The sequence below is a fragment of the Ramlibacter sp. GS1-15 genome (assembly GCF_057785015.1).
On sequence record NZ_JBYNTU010000001.1, the window covers coordinates 1,704,210 to 1,723,502 of the forward strand.

Here is a 19,293-nt window from a genome sequence, read left to right on the forward strand (position 1 = left end):
ATTTTTGGAGAGAGCAATGAAGGTTTATTACGACAAGGACTGCGACCTGAGCCTGATCAAGGGCAAGACGGTGGCGATCATCGGCTACGGCTCGCAGGGCCACGCGCACGCGCAAAACCTGAACGACAGCGGCGTGAAGGTCATCGTCGGCCTGCGCCCGGGCGGCGCGTCCTGGCCGAAGGTCGAGAAGGCGGGCCTGAAGGTCGCCGCGGTGAACGAGGCGGTGAAGATGGCCGACGTGGTCATGATCCTGCTGCCCGACGAGCAGATCGCCGAGGTCTATCGCAAGGACGTCGAGCCGAACATCAAGCAGGGTGCGTCGCTCGCGTTCGCGCACGGCTTCAACGTGCACTACGGCCAGGTCGTGCCGCGCGCCGACCTCGACGTGTGGATGGTCGCGCCCAAGGCGCCGGGCCACACCGTGCGCTCCACGTACACGCAAGGCGGCGGCGTGCCGCACCTGGTGGCGGTGCACCAGGACAAGAGCGGCAAGGCACGTGACCTCGCTCTGTCGTACGCGATGGCCAACGGCGGAGGCAAGGCCGGCATCATCGAGACGAACTTCCGCGAAGAGACCGAGACCGACCTGTTCGGCGAGCAGGCCGTGCTGTGCGGCGGCACCGTGGAGCTGATCAAGTGCGGCTTCGAGGTGCTGGTGGAAGCCGGCTACGCGCCCGAGATGGCGTACTTCGAGTGCCTGCACGAGCTCAAGCTGATCGTCGACCTGATCTACGAGGGCGGCATCGCGAACATGAACTACTCGATCTCCAACAACGCGGAGTACGGCGAGTACGTCACGGGCCCGAGGGTGGTGAATGCGCAGACCAAGGAGATCATGCGCCAGGCCCTGAAGGACATCCAGACGGGCGAGTACGCCAAGAGCTTCATCCTCGAGAACCGAGCCGGCGCGCCGACGCTGCAGTCGCGTCGCCGCCTGATGGCCGAACACCAGATCGAGGTGGTCGGCGAGAAGCTGCGGGCGATGATGCCGTGGATCAAGGCCAACCGGCTGGTCGACCAGTCGAAGAATTGACGCGCTCCCGCACGACGGAAGCCGCCTTCGGGCGGCTTTTCTTTTGGGCGCATTACACTCCCGACCCATGCACGACGGCGACGAAATCGAACACCATCCCTCCGAGGGAGCGGTCGTGGTGCGCAAGCGCCGCAAGGGCATCTACATTCTGCCCAACCTGTTTACGCTGGGCGCCCTGTTCGGCGGGTTCTACGCCATCGTGATGGCGATGGACGATCGCTTCGACCTCGCGGGCATCGGCATTTTCTGCGCGATGGTGCTGGACAGCCTCGACGGGCGGGTGGCGCGCATGACCAACACGCAAAGCGCCTTCGGCGAGCAGATGGATTCGCTGTCGGACATGGTGTCGTTCGGCGCCGCGCCGGCCCTCGTCGCCTACGAATGGGCACTGAAGAGCCTGGGCCGCTGGGGCTGGTTCGCCGCCTTCGTGTATTGCGCCTGCGCCGCGCTGCGCCTCGCACGTTTCAACGTGAACACCGGCGTCGTCGACAAGCGCTATTTCCAGGGCCTGCCGTCGCCGGCGGCGGCGGCGCTGGTGGCGGGCTTCATCTGGCTGATGAACGACGTGGGCTTCAAGGGCTACGAGCTCTCCTGGCTGATGTTCGCGGTGGCCGTGTATGCGGGCCTGACGATGGTGACCAACGTGCCGTTCTACAGCTTCAAGGACGTGCGGATGAAGCAGACCGTGCCCTTCGTCGTGATCGTGGCGATCGCCCTCGGCATCGCGGTGATCACGATCCGGCCGCCGGTCGTGCTGTTCTCCCTGTTCGTCGTCTATGGCCTGTCGGGCTACGTGCTGTATGCGCTGCGCCGGGCCAAGGGCCAGCCGACCAGTGTCATCAGCACGTCGACCGACGAGCCCGACGAGCGCGGTCTGCACAAGTGAAGAATTGTGGTACATTGATCCGCATGCACATGATTTCGCTGGCGCTACTGCTTCTATCCCCCCACGGGCGGAGACGGTAACGCGCGCGTAAATAGCCTTACCCGGATCACGGCCCGTATGCACCAGCAGCGGGCCGTTTGCATTTTGGGGCTGCTGGCAACCACCTGGAACCACTGACATGCCGATGTTGAAGAACCCCGCCAGCAAGTACCGATCGTTCCCGGCGGTGCGGCTCGCCGACCGCACGTGGCCCGACGCCGTCATCACCAAGCCGCCCGTGTGGTGCAGCGTGGACCTGCGCGACGGCAACCAGGCGCTGATCGAGCCGATGGACATCCCGCGCAAACTGCGCATGTTCAAGGCGCTGGTGCAGATCGGCTTCAAGGAGATCGAGGTCGGCTTTCCCTCCGCGTCGCAGGTGGAATTCGACTTCGTGCGCAAGCTGATCGACGAGGACCTGATTCCCCAGGACGTCACGATCCAGGTCCTCACGCAGGCGCGCGAGGAGCTCATTCGCAAGACCTTCGAGTCGCTGCGGGGCGCCAGGCGCGTGATCGTGCACCTGTACAACGCGACGGCGCCGGTCATGCGACGGGTCGTGCTGGGCCTGGATGAGGACGGCATCGTGCAGCTCGCGACATCGCAGGCGCGCCTGTTCAGGGAACTCGCGGCGCAGCAGCCCGACACGCAGTGGACCTTCCAGTACTCGCCCGAGATGTTCTCCGGGACCGAGCTGCCCTTCGCCAAGCGCGTGGTCGATGCGGTGACGGAAGTGTGGGAGCCGACGCCGCAGCACAAGTGCGTCATCAACCTGCCCTCGACGGTGGAGCATTCCACGCCGAACATCTTCGCCGACATGATCGAGTGGATGCACCGCCACCTCGCGCGCCGCGATTCCATCGTGCTGTCGATCCATCCGCACAACGACCGCGGCACCGGCACGGCGGCCGGCGAATTCGCGATCATGGCCGGCGCCGACCGGCTGGAAGGGTGCCTCTTCGGCAACGGCGAGCGCACCGGCAACCTCGACCTGGTGAACGTGGCGCTCAACATGTACTCGCAAGGCGTGGACCCGGGCCTCGATTTCTCCGACATCGACGAGATCCGCCGCACGGTCGAACACTGCAACCAGCTGCCGGTGCATCCGCGCCACCCTTACGCGGGCGACCTCGTCTACACCTCGTTTTCCGGCTCGCACCAGGACGCGATCAAGAAGGCGTTTGCGGCGCGCAAGGAGGGAGATGCCTGGGACATGCCGTACCTGCCGCTCGACCCGAAGGACCTGGGCCGCAGCTACGAGGCGGTGATCCGCGTCAACAGCCAGTCGGGCAAGGGCGGCATCTCGTACCTGCTCGAGGCGGAATACGGGCTCGAGCTGCCACGGCGCCTGCAGATCGAGTTCAGCCAGGTCGTGCAGCAGGCGATGGATGCGAGCGGCAAGGAGTTCACGGCCCACGACATCTTCGACCTGTTCGAGCGCGAGTACGGTGTGCACAGCATCGCCGCGCCCAGGCACCAGGTGCTGGAGGAGGGGCAGGGCGCGGAAGGCAAGCTCGTGCGGCTGGCCGGCGAGGCGTTCGTGAATGGCGAGCGCGTCTCGGTCACCGGCGCCGGCAACGGCCCGATCGATGCGTTCGTCGAAGGCCTGTCCGCCGCCTGTGGCCGGTCGATCCGCGTGCTCGACTACCATGAGCATGCGATCGGCGCGGGCGCGAACGCGCAGGCGGTCGCCTACCTCGAGCTGCGCATCGGCGAGAAAACGCTGTTCGGCGTCGGCATGGATTCCAACATCGTGTCGGCGTCGCTCAAGGCGATCGTCTCGGGCGTGCAGCGCGCGACCAAAACTAACGTCTTCGGGGACAGATCTTCAGCTCTGTCCTCGACCGATTGAGGAACGTGGCATGGCAGACCAGCTGATCATCTTCGACACCACCTTGCGCGACGGCGAGCAGTCCCCGGGCGCCTCCATGACCAAGGACGAGAAGCTGCGCATCGCGCGCCAGCTCGAGCGCCTCAAGGTCGACGTCATCGAAGCCGGCTTCCCGGCGAGCTCGAACGGCGATTTCGATGCGGTCCAGGCCATCGCGAGCGCGATCAAGGAGTCCACGGTGTGCGGCCTCTCGCGCGCCAACGACCGCGACATCTCGCGCGCGGCCGAGGCGCTGAAGGGCGCGAGCCGCGCGCGCATCCACACGTTCATCGCGACGTCGCCGCTGCACATGGAGAAGAAGCTGCGCATGACGCCCGAGCAGGTGCTCGAGCAGGCGAGACTTTCCGTGCGCTTCGCGCGCAACCTGTGCGGGGACATCGAGTTCTCCCCCGAGGATGGCTATCGCAGCGACGTGGATTTCCTCTGTCGGGTGCTGGAGGCCGTGATCGAGGAGGGCGCGACGACGATCAACGTGCCCGACACGGTCGGCTATGCGATCCCCGAGCTGTACGGCAGTTTCATCAGGACCTTGCGCGAGCGCGTCCCGAACTCCGACAAGGCCGTGTGGTCCGTGCATTGCCACAACGACCTGGGCATGGCCGTGGCCAATTCGCTCGCCGGCGTGAAGATCGGCGGCGCGCGGCAGGTCGAATGCACGATCAACGGCCTGGGCGAGCGCGCCGGCAACTGCTCGCTCGAGGAAGTCGTGATGGCCGTGAAGACGCGCAAGGACTACTTCGGCCTCGACCTCAACATCGACACGCGCCACATCGTGGCGGCCAGCCGCATGGTGAGCCAGACGACCGGCTTCGTCGTCCAGCCGAACAAGGCCGTCGTCGGCGCCAATGCATTCGCGCACGCCAGCGGCATCCATCAGGACGGCGTGCTCAAGGCGCGCGACACTTACGAGATCATGCGCGCCGAGGACGTGGGCTGGAGCGCGAACAAGATCGTGCTGGGCAAGCTCTCCGGGCGCAATGCCTTCAAGCAGCGCCTGCAGGAGCTGGGGGTGCAGCTCGAGAGCGAGGCCGACGTCAACACGGCCTTCGCGAAGTTCAAGGAGCTGGCCGACCGCAAGAGCGAAATCTTCGACGAGGACATCCTGGCGCTCGTGAGCGACGACAGCGTTGCGCATGATCATGAGACCGATCGCTACCACTTCGTCTCGCTGGCGCAACACAGTGAGACGGGCGGGAAGCCGCACGCCAGCGTCGTCTTCAAGGTGGACGGGAAGGAAGTGAAGGCCGAAAGCGACGGCAACGGCCCGGTGGACGCGTCGCTGAAGGCCATCGAGTCGCACGTGAAGAGCGGTGCGGAAATGGTCCTGTACTCGGTGAACGCGATCAGCGGTTCCACCGAGAGCCAGGGCGAGGTCACCGTGCGCCTGCAGAACTCGGGCCGGGTGGTCAACGGGGTGGGCGCGGACCCGGACATCATCGTGGCGTCGGCCAAGGCTTATCTCAGCGCTCTCAACAAGTTACAGAGTAAAGCTGATCGAGTGGCTGCACAGGGCTGAGGCGGCTGCCTATAATTGACACAACGGCTGAGAAACGTTACATAACTCGTTGTGGCTATGTAACTTTTTCGGGTGGCGCGTAAACTGCACCCACTGCTGTGGCGTTGTGGGAGTCTCGAATGTTCCGGAAAGCCTTGTCGGCGATGTCGTTGAAGCAGTTTGCACAGGCGGTCGTGCTCGTGGCCGTGGCCATGGCGCTCGTCCCCACGGCGGCCGACGCCGCCACCAAGAAGCGGCGGGTTCACCGCGTCTATGCGATGACGAAGCACCCGTCCGTGGTGCGCGCCGTCATCCCCGCGAAACCGTCCTATGGCCAGCTGGCCGGCCTGCACCTCACGGGCGATGACCTGTCGCTGAAGTCCAGCGTCGCACTGGTGATGGACCAGGACACACAGGAAGTCCTGTTCCGCAAGAACGATTCCGCCGTGCTGCCGATTGCCTCGATCACCAAGCTGATGACCGGGCTGCTGGTGAGCGAAGCCAAGCTGCCGATGGACGAGATGATCACCATCACGCAGGAAGACGTCGACACCGAAAAGCATTCGCGCTCGCGCCTGCGTGTCGGCACGACGCTCTCGCGTGGCGAGCTCCTGCACCTGGCGCTGATGTCGAGCGAGAACCGCGCGGCCCACGCCCTCGGCCGCACCTATCCCGGCGGCATGGACCAGTTCGTCGCAAAGATGAACGCCAAAGCCCAGTTGCTCGGCATGAAGGACACGCATTACGTCGAGCCCACGGGCCTGTCCAGCCAGAACCAGTCGAGTGCCCATGACCTCGCCACCCTGGTGAACACGGCCTATGGGGACCCGCTGCTGCGCGAATACACGACGACGCCCGAGAAGATGGTCGCCATCGGCAACCGCACGCTCCAGTTCAACAACACGAACCGGCTGGTCAAGCGTTCCGACTGGGACATCGGCCTGCAGAAAACCGGCTACATCACCGAGGCGGGCCAGTGCCTCGTGATGCAGGCGAAGATCGCCGGCCGCAAGCTGATCATGGTGTTCCTCGACTCGGCCGGAAAGCTCAGTCGCATCGCCGATGCCGAGCGCGTGCGCCACTGGCTGGAGCGCCAGCCTCAGGCAAGCACGCCGGCGACCTCGGCGGCCGCCCCGCAGATCAGCAGCTAAGCCGCGCGCGCCGTGGGCGGCCGGTAGCCCAGCGCCGAGGAGATCTGGCTGGCCGTGGACTGCAATTTCGTCAGCCAGCCTTCGTCAAGCCGGTCCGCGGGTGCGGAGATCGACAGGCCCGCCACCAGCCGGTTCTGGTCGTCGTAGATGCCCGCTGCCATGCAGCGCACCCCGAGTTCTAGCTCCTCGTTGTCGCGCGCAATCCCGTACTGGCGCGCCTTTGCGAGTTCGCGCTCGAGCACGGGCAACTGGGTGATGCTGTTCTTCGTGTGGCCTGCCAGTCCCGTGCGCGTCGCGTACTGGCGCACGCGCTGCGCATCATCGGCCGCAAGGAACAGTTTGCCCGTCGACGTCAGGTGCAGGGGCGCGCGCCCGCCGATGGCGCGCACGACCTGCATGCCCGAGCGTTCGCTGTAGGCGCGCTCGATGTACACGATTTCGTCGCCCTGCCGCATGGCGAGGTTGACGGGCTGCTGGATCTGCTTGTGCAGCTCGCGCATGGGCGTGAGCGCGGCGTCGCGCACATTCAGGCGCGCTTTCACCAGGTTGCCCAGCTCCAGCAGGCGCATACCCAGGCGATAGCTGCCCGCCTCGGGACGGTCGACGAAACGCCCCGTCGCGAGGTCATTCAGGATGCGGTGCGTGGTGGAAGGGTGCAGGCCGGTCCGCTCGCTGATCTCTTTCAGCGACACGGCTTCCTCGCGCGAGGCGAGCACGTCGATCAGCGCGAACATGCGCTCGATGACCTGGATGGTGGGCTTGGCGGTGGCGCCGGGGTCCTTGTTCTTCATGACGGCCGGTTCGGTGAACAGGCCGTCATTTTATCTTGTGAAAAGGCGGCGGCACAGCCGCCTTCTTGATCAGGTCTGCCCGGTATCGCCCGGGACCCATTGCCCGTCGAGCAGCACCTCGTGGGGGGTGAAGCGCGACTTGTAGTTCATCTTCGGGCTCTCGCCGATCCAGTAGCCGAGGTAGACATGGGGCAAGCGCAGGCGTTTGGCCTGGTCGATCTGCCAGAGCACGCTGTAGGTGCCGTAGCTGGCGGCCGCATCCGGCTCGTAGAAGGTATAGACGGCCGAGAGGCCATCGTTGAGGACGTCCAGGATCGACACCATGCGAAGCGGGCCCGGCGAACCGTCCCCGCGCGGCTCACGGAATTCGACCAGGCGCGAGTTCACGCGGCTTTGCAACAGGAACTGCGTGTACTGGTCGATGCTGTCGTGGTCCATGCCACCGCCCGCGTGGCGGCCGGTCTGGTAACGCAGGTAGAGGTGGTAGTGCTCCGGCACGAAGCACAGCTTGAGCACGCGCGCCTGCAGGTTGCCGTGCTTCGCCCACGCGCGGCGCTGGCTGCGGTCCGGCTTGAACTGCTCGCTGAGCACGCGCAAGGGCACGCAGGCGCGGCAGCCGTCGCAATACGGCCGGTAGGTGAACATGCCGCTGCGCCGGAACCCGCTGGTCACGAGGTCCGAGTACGCGTCGTTGTGGATCAAGTGGCTGGGGGTGGCCACCTGCGACCGCGCCTGCTTGCCCGGCAGGTAGCTGCACGGGTAGGGAGCCGTCGCGTAGAACTGCAGGGTCTGGAGCGGAAGGTCCTTGAGGTGCGTCACGGCTTTCGCGGCAGGAGTGCGTTCCAGTATAGGGGGTCGAACCGCCACGGTGGCGAAGGTTTTTTCGCACCCTGTGCCAGTTGCGCCACAAACGCCGCGCGCGGGATTTCGCGGGCGCCGAGCGAAGCCAGGTGCTGCGTGTTCTGCTGGCAGTCGATCATGCCGATGCCGTGATGCAGGCAGAAGGCGACCAGCGCCGCCAGCGCGACCTTCGATGCATCCGGCACCCGCGTGAACATCGATTCGCCGAACACCGCCCGCCCGATCGCGACGCAATAGAGGCCCCCGGCGAGCCGCCCGTCGATCCAGGTTTCCACGCTGTGTGCGAAGCCGGCGCGATGGAATGCGCCGTACGCCTGAACCATCTGCGGGACGATCCAGGTGCCCGACTGGCCGGGCCGCGGGCTGTTCGAACATGCGTGGATTACTTCCTCGAACGCCGAATCGAAGCGCACCTCCAGGCTCCCGCCGGCGCGCCATCGATCGATCGTCTTGCGCAGCGAGCGATGCAGCCGGAACTCGGCCGGGAACAGCACCATGCGGGGGTCGGTGCTCCACCAGAGGATTGGCTGGCCCTCGCTGAACCAGGGAAAGATCCCGGCCGAGTAGGCGCGGTGCAGGCTGTCGACGTCCAGGGCGCCGCCGGCAGCCAGCAGGCCCGGCGCGGGCTGGCGGGCATCCCAGGCGCGGGCCGGATCGGGAAAGGGGTCGCCGGGGTCGAGCCAGGGCAGGTTCATTCGGGTCACGGAGGTCGCCACTTTGCTGCGACACTGCTATTGTGTAGTTGAACATCGGATTGGTGGAGGCCTCATGCGGCGCGCTATCGTCACGTTGCTCCTGCTGATCGGGCTGGCGGGGTGCTCGACGACAACAAGTCCCGAGCGAACACTGGGCTCCATGCCGTGGCTGGACCAGCAGTTCGACTGGCAACCGGGCCTGGTGACGGTGGATGCCGGCGAGCTGTTCCGCCTGCCGCCCGAGCTCAAGGCGGTGGTCGAGGACCCGGCGAACCGCGCCGGCGCGAAGACCAAGTTGCGCCAGCTCGCCGACCTGATCTTCGGCCCCGACAAGAAGGCCTTCGGCTATTCATCAGGGCATTCGACGGTGGCCGCGGAAACCTGGGCGCGTCGCAGCGGCGATTGCCTGTCGCTCACGGTGCTGACGTACGCCATCGCGCGTGAGATGGGCCTGCACGGCGAGATGCAGGAAGTGCAAAGTCCCATGACGTTCGACCGTATGGGCCGCTTCGACGTGCTGAACGAGCACGTCAACGTCTATTTCCCGCGCGCCTACCACGCCAATTCCGAGTACGCGGAGTCGCGCGACGTGGTGATCGACTTCGATCCAGACTTCAACCCCGGGCGCCGCGGCAAGCCGATGGGCGAACAGGCGATCCTCGCGCGCTACTACAACAACATCGCCGTGGAGCACCTTGCACACGAGCGTTTCGCCCTGGCCTACGCGCACTTCCGCGCCGCGCTGCGGGCGGACCCGAAATACGGCGCCGCTTACGGCAACCTCGCGGTCCTGTACCGGACAAAGGGCTACGAGCGCGAGGCCGAGCAGCTGCTGCGTGCGGCGCTTGCGATCGATTCGCGCTCGGACCTTCCCTTGCGCTCCTTGCACCAATTGCTCGTCGACGAGGGCCGCGCGGGCGAGGCCCAGGCGCTGGCGCGAGAGCTCGAATCGCGCCGCTCGCGCGATCCGTACTACTGGACGGGGGTGGGCATCAGGCACCTGCAGAGCGGCGAATCGTCACGCGCGGTGAGTGCCCTGGAGCGCGCGCGCGACATTGCGCCCGGCTTCGTGGAAATCCGGCGCTACCTGGCGCTTGCGTATGCGCGCACCGGCGACCAGAAACTCGCCAACGCGGAGCTGAAGGCGCTGGACGAACTCACGCAGCCGGATCCGCAGCTTGCGTCGTTCCGCAAGAAGATCCTGCAGCAATGAAAAAGGGGCCGGACATCGCTGTCCGGCCCGAACCTTCAAAGAGTTGAAGACACCTATGGCAACTGAAGCTTAGGCGTCGCGCCGAGGCTCGGCTGTAGGAGCCTCAGCAGTGCGTGCTGTAGGCGGGCAGGCCGCCTTCGTGTCGATCCCAGCGAAAAAACAAAGGCCAGCGCGCTTTCGCGTGCTGGCCTTCCGGTATTTGGCTCCCCGACCTGGGCTCGAACCAGGGACCTACGGATTAACAGTCCGGCGCTCTACCGACTGAGCTATCGGGGAACAGCCTTCAATTATAGCGTCAATTACATCGCCGCCGTGACGGCTAGGCGCACGGTGCGCGGAGCGCCCGGGTACAGGTACACGTGGCCGAACTGGTAGGGCGATTCGCGCCAATACCGTTTGTTGGCCACGTTGTCGATGCCCAGTGTCCACGTCGTCGCGGTTCGGCCGATCTGCTTCTCATAGCGCAGCGCCGCGTCGACGCGCGTCCAGGCCGGCAACTTGATGGATTCATCCGCGAGAACGGCGCGATTGCCTTCGTGCGACAGCGAGCCCTGCAGCTCCAGGCCGGCGATGCCCGGCATCTTCCACGCCGCGAACGCGCGCGCGACCACCGCGGGCACGTTGATCGGACGATGGCCGTTGCTCGCCGGATCGATCGCGCTGCCTTCGCGGCGCGCATGCAGCAGCATCGCCGTCGCGCCTGCGCGCCATGGGCCGGACGTCCACTGCAGCGCGCCTTCGATGCCGCGATGCACGGCCGTCCCGTCGAACTGGCCCGTGCACAGGCTGAAGGTGATGTCGCAGAAGGCGATGTTCGACACCGGCCGGCGGATGTCGAACCACGCGAGCTCCCAGGCCCACGCATCGCGTGATCCCTTCACGCCCACTTCCCACTGGCGGGACTTCAGCGCCGGCAGCACCGCGCCGGGATTGGCGTAGACGCTCGGGTTGTTGGGAACCACCTGCGACTCCAGGCCTTGTCCCCAGCTCGCGTACGCCGTCGTCGCGTCGGCCAGCTTGTAGCTGCCGGCGAGCCACGGCGTCGTGAGGGATTGGGAGTAGCTCGTGGCCTCGCTGCCGTCGCTCGCGGCGAACGAGCGGTTCAGGCGCGTGTGGCGCATGCCCAGCCAGGTGGTGAACTTCGCGTTCCAGTGGATCGCGTCGCGCAGCGACAGTTCGGTGGAGCGCTCGTCCTGGTTCTGGCCGGGGAATACGGGCGTGGGATCGGGCGGCACGATCGCCGTGCCCTGCACGTTGCCCGTGCCGACGAAGTTGTAGGCGTTGTCGGGAAGCCGGTCGTGGATCGTGCTGCGCAGGATGCCCAGCCCGAGGTCGTGCGTGATGCCGCCGGTGGCGACCTTTCCTTTCAATTCCAGCGAAGCCGCGTTCTCGCGGCGCTTCTCGCCGATGCTGCGGTAGTCGTAGTAGTCGAACGTGCCGTCGGAGCAGAAGCGGTCGAAGCGGCCCTCCGCGCTGCAGCCGAACGGGAACGCCGTGAAGTCATCGTTCTTCAGCCGCTGCGATCCGAGCTGGCCGACGACGCGCCAGTCGCTGCCGAGCGTGTGCGTGTAGCGGAAGGTGCCGGTCAGCGCGTCGAACTTCGAGGGCTGCGCCCAGGGCTGGTTGTTCAGGTTCAGGCGCGGATCGACAGGCGCGGGCAGCACGTCGCCCAGGAGGCTGAAGCCCACCTGGCTTGCCTGCTTCTTGCTGCTCCATTCGAACTCCCCTTCGAGCAGCGAGTCGCGCGTGATGCGCCAGTCGCCCGCGAACGCGACCAGGCTGCGATCGCCATCGAGGTTGTGAATCAAGGGGCGCAGGCGTTCCTGCGCGACGTTGAGGCGATAGCCGAAGGCGCCGTCGGTGCCGAAGCGCCCGCCCAGGTCGACGGCCGCGAGCACGCTCGCGCGCCGCGTCCATTCCAGGCGCACTTCGCGCAGGTCGGTCTCGGTCGGTCGCTTCACGACGTAGTTCACCAGCCCGCCCGGCGCGCTCGTGCCCGCCTGGATCCCGCTCGTGCCCTTGAGGAGCTCGACACGTTCCTTGTTGTCCAGCGGGATGGTGGTCTCGGCGCTGATCGGCAGGCCTTCGCGGCGGTAGTTGTAGTCCTGGTCGAGCAGGAAGCCGCGGATCGACAACATGTCCCAGTAGCCTGGCGCGTCGTACGCGTCGACCAGCGAAGGGTCGAAACGCGTGAGGTCCGCCAGGCGCCGCGCACCGGATTGCTCGATCTGCTTGCGATCGATGATGCTCGCGGACATCGGCACGTCCTTGAGCGGCAGGTCGCCGAAGCCGGTCACGTCGGCGGCCGGCGGCCAGGCCTTTTCCGTCACGGTGACAGGCGAGAGCGTCGTGGTCTGCGAATGGGCGCTGCCGGCGACGGCGGCAAGGAGGGCGACGCGCGCGATGGCGCGCAAAGGGAAGGTGTGTGCTTCTGTCATGGCTTTCCCTGCGCGAGGATTACCTCAGTCAGGTTCAAAGGGACTCTCTCAGTCGCCGCGGCACGCGGCAACACCCCTAGCGAGTGCGCGAATGTTAATCGAAGACGGGTGTCTCCACGCCGAGCACCTTGTGCAGCCTCGGCGACGTGGTCGTGTACTGCAGCATGATCGTCTGGCCGGGGTAGACGATCTTCGCGGCACCGAAGGCGGCCAGCGCGCATTCGTGGAACCCCGACAGGATCAGCTTCTTCTTGCCGGGATAGGTGTTGACGTCGCCGACCGCGAAGATGCCCGGCTCGCTCGTCGAGAACTTCTCGGTGTCCACCTTGAGCTGCCGACGCTCGATGTCCAGGCCCCAATCCGCGATCGGGCCGAGCTTGGGCGACAGTCCGAAGAACACCAGCAACGCGTCCGCACGCAGCTCGTGCACAGCCATGTCCGGACCCGTCACCTTCACGGCGGACAGCTTGCCGTCCTGCTCGTCGTAGCTCGTGACCTGCCCGACGATGAAGCGCATGCGCTGTTCCTCGCACAAGGCCCGCATCCTGGCGACCGAAGCGGGCGCCGCCTTGAAGGCGTCGCGGCGATGGACAAGCGTCACGCTCGCTGCCTTGTTCGGGCCGTCCTGCGCGAAGTTCAGCGCCCAGTCGAGCGCGGAGTCTCCCCCGCCGAGCACGACCAGGTGCTTGCCGGCCAGTTCGGCGGGCTTCTTCACGCTGTAGAACAGCTGCGAGTCCCGGAACTTCGCGATGCCCTCGAGTGCGAGGGCGCGCGGCTCGAACGCGCCCATGCCACCTGCGATGAACACGGTCGTCGCGATGAACTCTTTCGCCTTGTCGGTCACGACGAAGAAGCGGCCATCGTCCCGCCGCTGCAAGGTCATGACGGTCTGGCCCAGGTGGAACGTCGCGCCGAACGGCTCGATCTGCTTGAGCAGGTTGTCCGTGAGTTCCTGTCCCGTGCACACCGGCACGGCGGGGATGTCGTAGATCGGCTTGTCGGGATAGAGCTCGATGCACTGCCCGCCGGCATAGGCGAGCGAGTCGATCACGTGCGCCTTGATCTCGAGCAGGCCCAGTTCGAAGACCTGGAACAGGCCCACCGGCCCGGCACCGATGATCAGGGCGTCGGTCTCGATCGGTGCGGCGGGGTTGCTCACTTCAGCCTTGTGCGTCCCGGATCAGCTCGGGGAGCTTGCCGGTCTTGTCCTTCCATTCCTCGGCGTCGGGCAGCGCCGGCTTGCGCTTGGTGATGCTCTTCCAGCCGGGGGCCTTCGCCAGGTCGGCGTTGATCTGGATGAACTGCAACTGGTCCGGCGGCGTGTCTTCCTCGGCGTAGATCGCGTTGACCGGGCACTCGGGGATGCACACCGCGCAATCGATGCACTCGTCCGGGTCGATGACGAGGAAGTTCGGCCCTTCGCGGAAGCAGTCCACGGGGCAGACATCCACGCAATCCGTGTACTTGCAGCGGATGCAGGATTCGGTGACGACGTGAGTCATGTTGTTCTGTCAGGCGAGGGAAAACGACCCTCGATTCTAGGGCGCCGCACCGGGGCGGCCTTGCGGCAGCTCAACGAACCAGCACGGCCCCCGAGGTCTTGTGCGTGGCCGTGTCCACCAGCACCAGCGACCCCAGCAGGCGGGAGCGCGCGTAGGACTCGACGGGAATCGGTTCCTGCAGCGCCAGGTCGACGTGCCCGATGCCGTTCGGCTCCAGGTGATCGGTCTCGCTCTCGGCCAGCGTGTTGACGTCCAGCTTATGCACGATGCGCTTGATGCGCGCCTTGACCCAGCGATGGCCATGCAGCGCCCAGTACACGCGCCCGGCCACCAACGGCTCGTCGTCGAGCCAGGCAACGGTGGCCGAGACCTCGCGCACGGCATCGTGCGTGCCCAGGGCCAGCAGCCAGTCGCCGCGCGAGACGTCCACTTCGCGATCGAGCACGAGGCCCGCACTGTGGCCCGCCTGCACGTGGCCCGGCTGGCGCGCGTGGTTCAGCACCTGGGCGATGGTGGCCGTCTGGCCGCTGGGCATGACCTGCACCGTCTGTCCCACCTGCACGTCGCCGGTCGCGATGCGGCCCCAGAACACCCGGCGGCCCTGGCGGGTGTCGGACGAGGACGAGAACTTCTCGACCCACTGCACCGGGAAAGCGAAAGCTTCGCTGGCTTCGGCCGCCGTGACGTCGAGCTGTTCGAGTACTTCCAGCAGCGACAGGCCCTCGTAGCCGCACCATCCCGGCGCGGGTTCGACGACGTTGTGGCCCTTCAGCGCCGAGATCGGAACGGTGGCGCGCACTTCGATGCCGGCTGCGCGGGCGAACGCGGAGAGAGCGCCGCTGATGTTGTTGAAGGCCACCGTCGCATCCTCGACGGCATCGAGCTTGTTCACCGCGAACACGATCGAGGGCACGCGCAGCAGGTTCACCAGCAGCGAATGGCGCCGGGTCTGCGGCAGCAGCTCCAGGCCGGGGTTCTGCCACTGCAATTTCGTCGCATCGACCAGAACGACAGCGGCGTCGGCGCTCGAAGCGGCGGTGACCATGTTGCGCGTGTACTGCTCATGGCCCGGCGCGTCACCGATGATGAACTTGCGCGTGGGCGTCGCGAAATAGCGGTACGCGACATCGATGGTGATGCCTTGCTCGCGCTCGGCGGTGAGGCCGTCGGTGAGCAACGCCAGGTCCGTCTCGCCGGATCGCTGCACGCCGGCCAGCTGGTCCTGCAGCACGGACTTGCTGTCCACCAGCAGGCGGCCGATCAGCGTGCTCTTGCCGTCGTCGACCGAACCGCACGTGATGAAGCGCAGCGCGGAGACATGGTCGTGCTCCGTGGCCGGGGCGGGCTTGGCGGGAAAATCGATCACCGACATCAGAAATAACCGTCCTTCTTGCGCTTTTCCATCGACGCGTCCGAGGTCTTGTCGTCCATGCGCGTCGCGCCACGCTCGCTCACTTCCACCGTGAGCGTTTCCACCACGACATCCGCGGCATTCGCCGCATCGCTCTCCACCGGGCAGGTGCAGGTGATGTCACCCACGGTCCGGAAGCGCACGGTGCGGGTCTCGATCGTTTCGTCGTGCTTGGGGGGCGTCAGCTCGGTCACCGGCACGAGCAGGCCGCGGCGCTCGACCACCTGGCGCTGGTGCGCGTAGTAGATCGAGGGCAGCTCGATCTTCTCGCGCTCGATGTATTGCCACACGTCCAGCTCGGTCCAGTTGGAGATGGGGAAGACGCGGAAATGCTCGCCGGGCTGCAGGCGCGTGTTGAACAGCGTCCAGAGTTCCGGCCGCTGCGCCTTGGGCTGCCACTGGCCGAAGCTGTCGCGGTGCGAGAAGATGCGCTCCTTCGCGCGGGCCTTTTCCTCGTCGCGGCGGGCACCGCCGATCAGCGCGTCGAAGCGGAATTCCTCGATGGCTTCGAGCAGCGTCACCGACTGGTGGACGTTGCGCGATTCGTCGGGGCGCGCAAGGCGCACCGTGCCGCGCTTCATCGAATCCTCGACGCTGCGCACGATGAGTTCCGCACCGAGCTGCTTCGCGCGGTAGTCGCGGAAGTCCGTGACCTCGGGGAAGTTGTGCCCGGTGTCGATCATCAGCAGCGGGTAGGGGATGCGGCCGACGCCGAAGGCCTTCTCGGCGCATTTCAGCATGACCAGCGAATCCTTGCCCCCGGAGAACAGCAGGGCGGGGCGCTCGAAGGCACCCGCGACCTCGCGCAGGATGAAGACGGTCTCTTCCTCGAGTGCATCGAGGTGCCGGTTCGACAGCGGCGTGAGCAATTGGGGTTCGACGCGCGCGTTCATGCAGTTTCCTTGACGTGCAGTCCGCATTCCTTGGCGGATTCCTGTTCCCACCACCAGCGTCCGGCACGGAAATCCTCACCGAGCGAGATGGCCCGCGTGCAAGGCGCGCAGCCGATGCTGGGATAGAACTCGTCGTGCAGCGGGTTGTAGTCCACCTGGTTCAGGTTGATGTAGTGCCACACGTCGCCCCAGGTCCAGTTGGCGAGCGGGTTGATCTTGGTGCGAGCCTCGCTGTCGTCCACCAGCGGCACTTCGGCGCGCGCCGCGGACTGCTCGCGCCGCAGGCCGGTGATCCAGGCGCGCTGGCCGGCGAGCGCACGCTCGAGCGGCTCCACCTTGCGGATGTGGCAGCAGGCCTTGCGCAGCTCCACGCTGCGGTACATCGGGTCCTTGCCCTCGCGCTTGACGAACTGCACCACGGCCTCGTGCTGCGGCTGGTAGACCTCGACGCGCAGGCGCACATTCGCCTTGGTGCGCTCGAGCAGTTCCAGCGTCTCCTTGTGCAGCATGCCGGTCTCCAGCACGAACACCGGAACGTCCAGGCCCAGCGTTTCGATCAGGTGCGTGATGACCACGTCCTCGGCGCCCAGGCTGGATGCCTGCTTGAGCGGCTTGAATTCGGCGGCCGCGCGCTGCAGCAGCGCCTTCGTTTCGGCCAGCTTCGCCTCGAAATCCTTCGAGGGCCTGGCGTGCAGGTCGATCGCACCCATCAGGCGAACCTCGCGAACAACGGGCGCGGCTCGCTGGCGTCACCCTGGTAATAAGCGGCGTAGCGCTCGAACTGGCGCTGCGCATCGGCGGCGTCCTTGCCGTCCTTCAGCACGGCGCTGGAGAAGCCCGTGCGCTGCATCTGCACCAGCTGGTCGATCAGCACGTCGCCGGTGGCGCGGATGTCGCCCGCGAAGCCGCGGCGCTTGCGGATCAGCCAGGCCTGGCTGAACGCACGGCCGTCGGTGAACTTCGGGAAGTTCAGTTCGATGCGGTCGACGCCCTCGAGCGCAACCGTGAGCGGGTCCGCGTCGTTGGCCAGCTGCAGCACGCGCACCGCGCCCTGCCCCTCATGCTCCTGCGCGCTGAGGATGTTCAATGTCCGTTGCATCACGCCACCTCCTTCTGGACGAAGCGCGCGCCATTGGCCGCGGCCTTGAAGGGCTCGTGACCGACGCGGCGCAACGTGGCGATGAAGGTCTCCCACCGGCCATCCGTGGCGCCCTGGCGCAGCCGGCGATAGGTGTCGATCAGCGCCTCGATCACACCGGGCACTTCCTCCTTCGCGAAGGACGGGCCGACGATCTTGCCGGGCGTCGCGGGGCCGGAAAGCTGGGAGCCGTCGGAGCCGCCGAGCGTGATCTGGTACCACTCCTTGCCGTCCTTGTCGACGCCCAGGATGCCGATGTGGCCGGCATGGTGGTGGCCGCAGCTGTTGATGCAGCCGGAGAAGTTCAGGTCGATCTCGCCGATGTCCCATTCCTCGTCGAGGTCCTGGAAGCGCTCGGTGATCGCTTCGGCGATCGGCAGCGAACGTGCATTGGCGAGCGAGCAGAAATCGCCGCCGGGGCAGGCGATCATGTCCGTGAGCAGGCCGATGTTCGGGCGCGCGAGGCCGAGCTTGCGCGCCGCGGCCCACAGCTCGGGCAGGTCGTCCTGGTGCACCCAGGGCAAGAGCAGGTTTTGTTCGTGCGTGACGCGCGCTTCGCCGGCCGAGAAGCGCTCGGCGAGGTCGGCCGCGGCATCGAGCTGGTCGGCCGTCGCGTCGCCGGGGGCCTGGCCCAGGCGCTTGAACGAGAGGATCACGGCGCGCAGCTCGGGGTTGCGGTGCGGCAGCACGTTGCGCTGCAGCCAGCGGTCGTAGAGCGGATCGGCCTCGGCGTCGCTCCGGATGATCTCGTGCACACGCTGGTCGGCTGCATCGCGCGGCCTGCCCGTGATGACCGGCGGCGCGAACTGCGCGACCACGCGCTCGTACTCGGCCTGCGTGATCGTGTGCGGCGCGCCGTCCAGTTCGACGATCTGGCGGAATTCCTCTTCCACCTTGTCGATGTACGCCTGGCCCTCGGACTTCACGAGGATCTTGATCCGCGCCTTCCAGATGTTGTCGCGGCGGCCGTACTGGTTGTAGACGCGGATGCAGGCCTCGATGTAGTTGAGGATCTGGTCCCAGCGCACGAATTCGCTCACGACGGTGCCGATGATGGGCGTGCGGCCCATGCCGCCGCCGACCTGCACGCGGAAGCCCACTTCGCCGGCATCGTTCTTCACCAGCTGCAGGCCGATGTCGTACCAGCCGATCGCGGCGCGGTCTTCCTTGGCGCCGTTGATGGCGATCTTGAACTTGCGCGGCAGGAAGGCGAACTCCGGGTGCAGGGCCGCCCACTGGCGCAGGATCTCGGCGAAGGGACGCGGATCGGCGACCTCGTCCACCGCGATGCCGGCGAGTTCCTCGACGGTGATGTTGCGGATCGCGTTGCCGCTGGTCTGGATGCCGTGCATGTTGACCGAGGCCAGCAGCTCCATGACTTCGGCGCTCTTCTTCAGCGGGATCCAGTTGAACTGCACGTTGGTGCGCGTCGTGAAGTGGCCGTAGCCGTACTTCAGGTGCGTGGCGACCTGGCGATTCGTGCCGGGCACCGGAACGGTGCCAAGCGCCGTCTGCTTGTCCTGAGCTTCGCGCAGCAGCCCGGGATCGGGCCGGTCGTACTCGCGCGCGATCTTCGCGAGCACCTTCAGCTGCGCGGTCGACAGCTCGCCGTACGGCACGGAGATGCGCGCCATCGGCGCGTAGCGCTGGATGTACCAGCCGTTCTGCAGGCGCAGGGGCCGGAACTCGTCGTCGCTCAACTTGCCGGCGTAATAGCGTTCGAGCTGGTCGCGGTACTGCGCCGCACGGTTGCGGACGAACTGTCGGTCGAATTCTGAATACTGGTACATGTCAGGTGGCCGTGGTCGTCCACGGGAGCTGCGAATTTACGGGCGACCCTTATGGATCCAAACTAT

Annotated in this window: 17 protein-coding genes, 1 tRNA gene and 1 riboswitch; of the genes, 6 read left to right on the plus strand and 12 right to left on the minus strand. The window is 66.3% G+C overall.

Going from position 1 to position 19,293, the window contains the following annotated elements; genetic code table 11:
* Positions 1 to 16: 16 nt before the first annotated feature.
* The 5 genes from ilvC (at position 17) to pbpG (ending at position 6,495) form a co-directional block, all read left to right on the plus strand.
* On the plus strand, positions 17 to 1,033 hold the full coding sequence (gene ilvC, locus AC3EF3_RS08590) for a ketol-acid reductoisomerase (protein WP_488531735.1): 1,017 nt from the start codon (positions 17 to 19) through the stop codon (positions 1,031 to 1,033).
* 67 nt (positions 1,034 to 1,100) lie between these two features.
* The gene (gene pssA, locus AC3EF3_RS08595; protein WP_488531736.1) at positions 1,101 to 1,919 is read left to right on the plus strand and encodes a CDP-diacylglycerol--serine O-phosphatidyltransferase; all 819 of its coding nucleotides are present in this window, start codon (positions 1,101 to 1,103) and stop codon (positions 1,917 to 1,919) included.
* A 184-nt stretch (positions 1,920 to 2,103) separates the two neighbouring features.
* Positions 2,104 to 3,810, plus strand: a complete 1,707-nt coding sequence (leuA, locus tag AC3EF3_RS08600; protein WP_488533759.1) for a 2-isopropylmalate synthase — start codon at positions 2,104 to 2,106, stop codon at positions 3,808 to 3,810.
* 10 nt (positions 3,811 to 3,820) lie between these two features.
* A complete protein-coding gene (locus tag AC3EF3_RS08605; RefSeq protein ID WP_488531737.1) occupies positions 3,821 to 5,365 on the plus strand; it encodes a 2-isopropylmalate synthase in 1,545 nt (514 codons plus the stop codon).
* A gap of 119 nt (positions 5,366 to 5,484) precedes the next feature.
* Positions 5,485 to 6,495 (plus strand): D-alanyl-D-alanine endopeptidase, encoded by a 1,011-nt coding sequence (gene pbpG, locus AC3EF3_RS08610; RefSeq protein WP_488531738.1) that lies wholly within the window; start codon positions 5,485 to 5,487, stop codon positions 6,493 to 6,495.
* Here pbpG and AC3EF3_RS08615 read toward each other — a convergent pair.
* The 3 genes from AC3EF3_RS08615 to aat all read right to left on the minus strand — a co-directional run bounded on the left by AC3EF3_RS08615 (position 6,492) and on the right by aat (position 8,842).
* Positions 6,492 to 7,286, minus strand: a complete 795-nt coding sequence (locus tag AC3EF3_RS08615) for an IclR family transcriptional regulator (protein ID WP_488531739.1) — start codon at positions 7,284 to 7,286, stop codon at positions 6,492 to 6,494. The two genes, pbpG and AC3EF3_RS08615, sit on opposite strands and share 4 nt — an antisense overlap.
* Positions 7,287 to 7,355: 69 nt before the next feature.
* The gene (locus AC3EF3_RS08620) at positions 7,356 to 8,105 is read right to left on the minus strand and encodes an arginyltransferase (protein WP_488531740.1); all 750 of its coding nucleotides are present in this window, start codon (positions 8,103 to 8,105) and stop codon (positions 7,356 to 7,358) included.
* Positions 8,102 to 8,842, minus strand: a complete 741-nt coding sequence (aat, locus tag AC3EF3_RS08625; protein WP_488533760.1) for a leucyl/phenylalanyl-tRNA--protein transferase — start codon at positions 8,840 to 8,842, stop codon at positions 8,102 to 8,104. Before aat ends, AC3EF3_RS08620 begins: the two co-directional genes overlap by 4 nt.
* A 73-nt stretch (positions 8,843 to 8,915) precedes the next feature.
* Between aat and AC3EF3_RS08630 the strand changes: the two genes are divergently transcribed.
* Entirely contained in the window at positions 8,916 to 10,055 is a 1,140-nt protein-coding gene (locus tag AC3EF3_RS08630) for a tetratricopeptide repeat protein (RefSeq protein ID WP_488531741.1), read from the plus strand.
* Positions 10,056 to 10,255: 200 nt separating this feature from the next.
* Here AC3EF3_RS08630 and AC3EF3_RS08635 read toward each other — a convergent pair.
* The 9 genes from AC3EF3_RS08635 to AC3EF3_RS08675 form a co-directional block, all read right to left on the minus strand.
* Positions 10,256 to 10,331, minus strand: a tRNA-Asn gene (locus tag AC3EF3_RS08635).
* A gap of 23 nt (positions 10,332 to 10,354) precedes the next feature.
* Positions 10,355 to 12,493 carry a TonB-dependent siderophore receptor gene (locus AC3EF3_RS08640; RefSeq protein WP_488531742.1) on the minus strand — a complete coding sequence of 713 codons (2,139 nt, stop codon included), beginning with the start codon at positions 12,491 to 12,493 and terminating at the stop codon, positions 10,355 to 10,357.
* Positions 12,481 to 12,581, minus strand: a riboswitch (TPP riboswitch). It overlaps the preceding gene by 13 nt.
* A gap of 6 nt (positions 12,582 to 12,587) precedes the next feature.
* Positions 12,588 to 13,652 carry an NAD(P)/FAD-dependent oxidoreductase gene (locus tag AC3EF3_RS08645; protein ID WP_488531743.1) on the minus strand — a complete coding sequence of 355 codons (1,065 nt, stop codon included), beginning with the start codon at positions 13,650 to 13,652 and terminating at the stop codon, positions 12,588 to 12,590.
* Position 13,653: 1 nt separating this feature from the next.
* Positions 13,654 to 13,995, minus strand: a complete 342-nt coding sequence (gene fdxA, locus AC3EF3_RS08650) for a ferredoxin FdxA (RefSeq protein ID WP_488531744.1) — start codon at positions 13,993 to 13,995, stop codon at positions 13,654 to 13,656.
* 70 nt (positions 13,996 to 14,065) lie between these two features.
* Complete coding sequence (locus AC3EF3_RS08655) at positions 14,066 to 15,367, minus strand: sulfate adenylyltransferase subunit 1 (RefSeq protein WP_488531745.1); 1,302 nt, start codon at positions 15,365 to 15,367, stop codon at positions 14,066 to 14,068.
* Positions 15,367 to 16,299, minus strand: a complete 933-nt coding sequence (cysD, locus tag AC3EF3_RS08660; RefSeq protein ID WP_488531746.1) for a sulfate adenylyltransferase subunit CysD — start codon at positions 16,297 to 16,299, stop codon at positions 15,367 to 15,369. Before cysD ends, AC3EF3_RS08655 begins: the two co-directional genes overlap by 1 nt.
* A complete protein-coding gene (locus AC3EF3_RS08665; RefSeq protein WP_488531747.1) occupies positions 16,296 to 17,009 on the minus strand; it encodes a phosphoadenylyl-sulfate reductase in 714 nt (237 codons plus the stop codon). Before AC3EF3_RS08665 ends, cysD begins: the two co-directional genes overlap by 4 nt.
* Positions 17,009 to 17,398, minus strand: coding sequence for a DUF934 domain-containing protein (locus AC3EF3_RS08670; RefSeq protein ID WP_488531748.1), 390 nt, complete (start codon positions 17,396 to 17,398; stop codon positions 17,009 to 17,011). The genes AC3EF3_RS08665 and AC3EF3_RS08670 overlap by 1 nt, the downstream gene beginning before the upstream one ends.
* Positions 17,398 to 19,227 carry a nitrite/sulfite reductase gene (locus tag AC3EF3_RS08675; RefSeq protein WP_488531749.1) on the minus strand — a complete coding sequence of 610 codons (1,830 nt, stop codon included), beginning with the start codon at positions 19,225 to 19,227 and terminating at the stop codon, positions 17,398 to 17,400. Before AC3EF3_RS08675 ends, AC3EF3_RS08670 begins: the two co-directional genes overlap by 1 nt.
* Between the last annotated feature and the right edge of the window lie 66 nt (positions 19,228 to 19,293).